This window comes from Aeromonas sp. QDB14, assembly GCF_027707845.1.
Classification (GTDB): Bacteria; Pseudomonadota; Gammaproteobacteria; order Enterobacterales; family Aeromonadaceae; genus Aeromonas; species Aeromonas caviae.
The window spans coordinates 1-3,404 of the sequence record NZ_JAPCJD010000147.1; the positions used below are offsets into that span (position 1 = coordinate 1).

The 3,404-nt window shown below is 55.5% G+C and carries 1 protein-coding gene and 1 pseudogene; both read right to left on the minus strand.

Features of this window, described 5'->3' with window-relative positions; genetic code table 11:
- A pseudogene (locus PG887_RS21950) lies at positions 1-183 on the minus strand (IS630 family transposase); the annotation flags it as partial.
- A gap of 110 nt (positions 184-293) precedes the next feature.
- Entirely contained in the window at positions 294-3,335 is a 3,042-nt protein-coding gene (dptH, locus tag PG887_RS21955; protein WP_270822911.1) for a DNA phosphorothioation-dependent restriction protein DptH, read from the minus strand.
- Between the last annotated feature and the right edge of the window lie 69 nt (positions 3,336-3,404).

The window sequence follows — 3,404 nt, forward strand, 5'->3', positions numbered from 1 at the left end:
AAGCCAACGACCGATGGTCGAGCGCGCAGCGCCGGTAAGGTGATGAACATCGGTGATCGTGCGTCCTTCATGTAACAGCAAGATGGCCATCAAGCGACGAGCATGTCCTTTATCACGGGTGGCATGGATGATTTTGTGAATGCGGCGCCGTTGTGGTCGTGGCAGAGGTGGTAGGATAGGCATCAACTCAGTCCTTTGGGTGTGGCTTGTTTTGTTTAGCGACTAATCAGATCGCACAAACTGGACTGAGTTCCCTTCCTCCGGTGATCTACTATTCGGAACAGCTATTTAGTTTATAATTCCCAAAATGCCCTATCCCGCATCATAGATACCTTTTTATCTCCATCGATATAGAGACTAAAGTGTTTATCCAGCTTGCGGATGGTTTCCATTAATTGTTCTTGCTCGGTCTTATCATCTTTATTAAAGATGGCCTTGATATCAGCATTCTTGATCTCGGCGACGCGATGCACCACCCAGGTCAAAATATAAGAGCCGTAGTTGTTTTCCCCGGTTTTAAAGTGACTCAAGTCCTGGGTTGAGAGGATCACCCCTACACCATACTCGCGCCCCTCTTTTAGGATCTTGCGCAGGCTGGGGAAGTCCTGCGACATGAAGTTGTCGGCCTCGTCGACCAGGATCATCTTGGTGATCTGGCGATAATCCCCGTTTACTTGCGGCTTGCCGCGCTTTTGCATCTGCGAATAGAAGAGATCCAGCGTCAGGGCTACCACCAAGTTCTGGATCTGGGGTGAGTAGCCCGCCAGCTCGATCACCGTCACCCCATCGAGCAGCTCATACAGGGAGCTCACCTTATCCGGCATGGTTTCGAAGATCTCGTAAGTGACCAGCGAGTCGAGCGCCGCGTAGAGAGAGTCCTCCTCCACCTTCTCCTGCTCAAGATAGAGATCCCATACCTGGGCCAAGGTGGGCGCTGGCCTTGACCAGGTGCTGGCGTCAGCTCTGTTGATCCCCGCCAGCTCATAGGCATCGAGGATCAACTTGCGCAGTCGCAGCTGCTGCTTGGGCCCGAGGCCAAAGGCTTTGGCCAGGGTCTCGGCAAACCCGGTCGCGGTATGCACCGGCAGCATCGGCATATCGCCATAGAGCGAGAGCGGATTGTACGGCAGGCGATACAACCGCAGCCGCTTGCTCTGGTTGGCCTCGCTAAAAGCATCATCCACATAGTCGGATTTGTAATCGAAGATCAGCAGGCCGATCCGTGCCCCCTCGACATTGTTGTCTTGCTGGCGCATCAGCTGGGTGATCAGCGACTTGGTAAACTGGGTTTTGCCGGTGCCCATGGTGCCAATGATGCCGGTATTGGTATTCATAAAGCGGGCGGTATTGGTCGGCTCCCAATAGAGGGGCGTTTGCCGCAAGGCCTCGTGGCCAAACAGGATACGCATGGGCTCGGTCGGCTCGATAGTCAGTCCGGTTTCTAGCACTACTAGGGTAACCGGATCGGTGTTTTGGGTATCAGTGGCCGGTGCCACTAGCGCCATATCCACCGCCTGATTGCCCCCTTCTTTTGGCTGCGGTTGAGAGCCAGATTCAGGCTCAGCCACCTCTTCTCTGGGCCCCAGCAGATATTGTTTTTCTACATGGCACAGGGTCACCAACTCATCAAGCGCAGGGGCGCTGCAGGCCTGAATAAGGCTTCCCAACAAGGCATAAGGCAATTCAACCTGCAATACGCCCCGCTCGGTCATCTGGTAGTGAGGTACAAAGAAGCTGTCGTTTTCGATATGGGCGACCACAAAGCCTTCGGGATAGTCGGGCACGCTGGCCAGGGTATATTCCCCTTTAAGCCACCACTCCCGCTCGGTCAGCAGCGGTGCAAGCTGCGCCGGCTGCATCACCTGATAGAGGCAAAGCTTGTCGACCTGCATCAGTACCTGACGAATAAAGAGACCACGGTAGAGCCGCGCAGCCAGAGTATTGGGGCCAAGCACCTCTTCCATCAGGTAACGTTTAAGCTCCAACGCCTGTTGCCCGGCATAGGCAAAGTCAGGTCTGACACCGGTCTTGACCTCCAGAGGCAACAAATAGAGTTGCTTGCCCTTGAAGCCGACAAAGAGCACGTCATCGGAAATGGCCCCTTTGCGATACCCATGCACCTGACGGGAGAACTCGCTGTCGCTCATCTTGAGGCCAACATTGCCGGAGACGCGGATCATCTCGGCCACGGAGAGGGGGACCCAGCAGATATCGGATTGCCGCAACAAGGCCGAGACAAACTTGTAAGCACCGATGATGCCGTTCTTCTCTTTGCGCTCCTTGTCGTTGGCCGTGAGCATCTTGAGCAGCCACTCGCCGTTGAAAGCATTGAATTCGGTGAGCAGCGTCTCCCCTTGTCCGTGACCCTCTTTTTGCAGCAAGCGTTTAAAGAGGTCTACCTGCTTGGTTACCGTGATGGCGTCATAACCGGCCGCACTGGTGTATTGATCCGAGTAGTGGATCAGCACCACATCCTGCTGACTGGTGAAGAAATCGAGGGTCACCTTGGGATCGATGATGGTGGTCCACAGTGCGCTGTCATAAGAGCGGGTCAGCAGTGCCTTGAAATCGGCACTGACCGCCAGCCCCAGGCTGGTTGCTAGATACTGGGCATTGCTCTGGCTGGCCGGTTGCCACAGGTTGCCCAGCAGGCGGGCCACCCGCAGCGACTGTATCCCTTGATAGGGCACGCCACGCAGACCAAAGGCGGTGAAATAGGCCGCCCCTTTCGTTTCGGCCGCTTCCCCGGCGATCAAGCCATCACACAGCACACCACTCAGAGCTTCATCGGTATTGATGGGATGGCACTCTACCGGCTCCTGGTTGCGGAAGAACGCCAGATGGGCATAGGCAAACTGCTCACGCTCGTTGGGCAGGGTGAACTTGCTGTAGGTCAGACGGCTGCGGATAAGGTCGATCAGCATATCGGCCTCAGCACGCAGCGCAGTGGTGTTCAAGCCAAGCCAAGCTTTCAGCTCGTCATAAGCGGCCGTTTCGGCAAAGCGGTCGAAGTCATTGAATTGCAACCGCTCATCGTAGAAGTTCACATGAATGGCGATCGCCTGCTCTTTGCGCAGCTTGAAGTGCTCGATCAAACCGAGGAAGAGCTCTGCCGCACTCGCCTGATTGATGGCATTGACGATCAGGGTGCTCTTGGCCCCGGCACTGAACAGCCGGGAATAGGCCTGGGTAAACTCGGCCAATTTGTCGCGCACCAAACGCTTGATGTAGCTGTAGCTCTCCTGCTTTTGTGGCACCACATCGAGCCAGAAGCTGTTCTCCCGCACCGGCAGCAAATGGGCGTAACCAGAGTCATTGTCATAGACGAACCTGATTACCCATGACCCTCAGCCAGCTTCAAGAGCCGATATGGCATCGGAGGGCTTGCCACGACTGCATGCCCC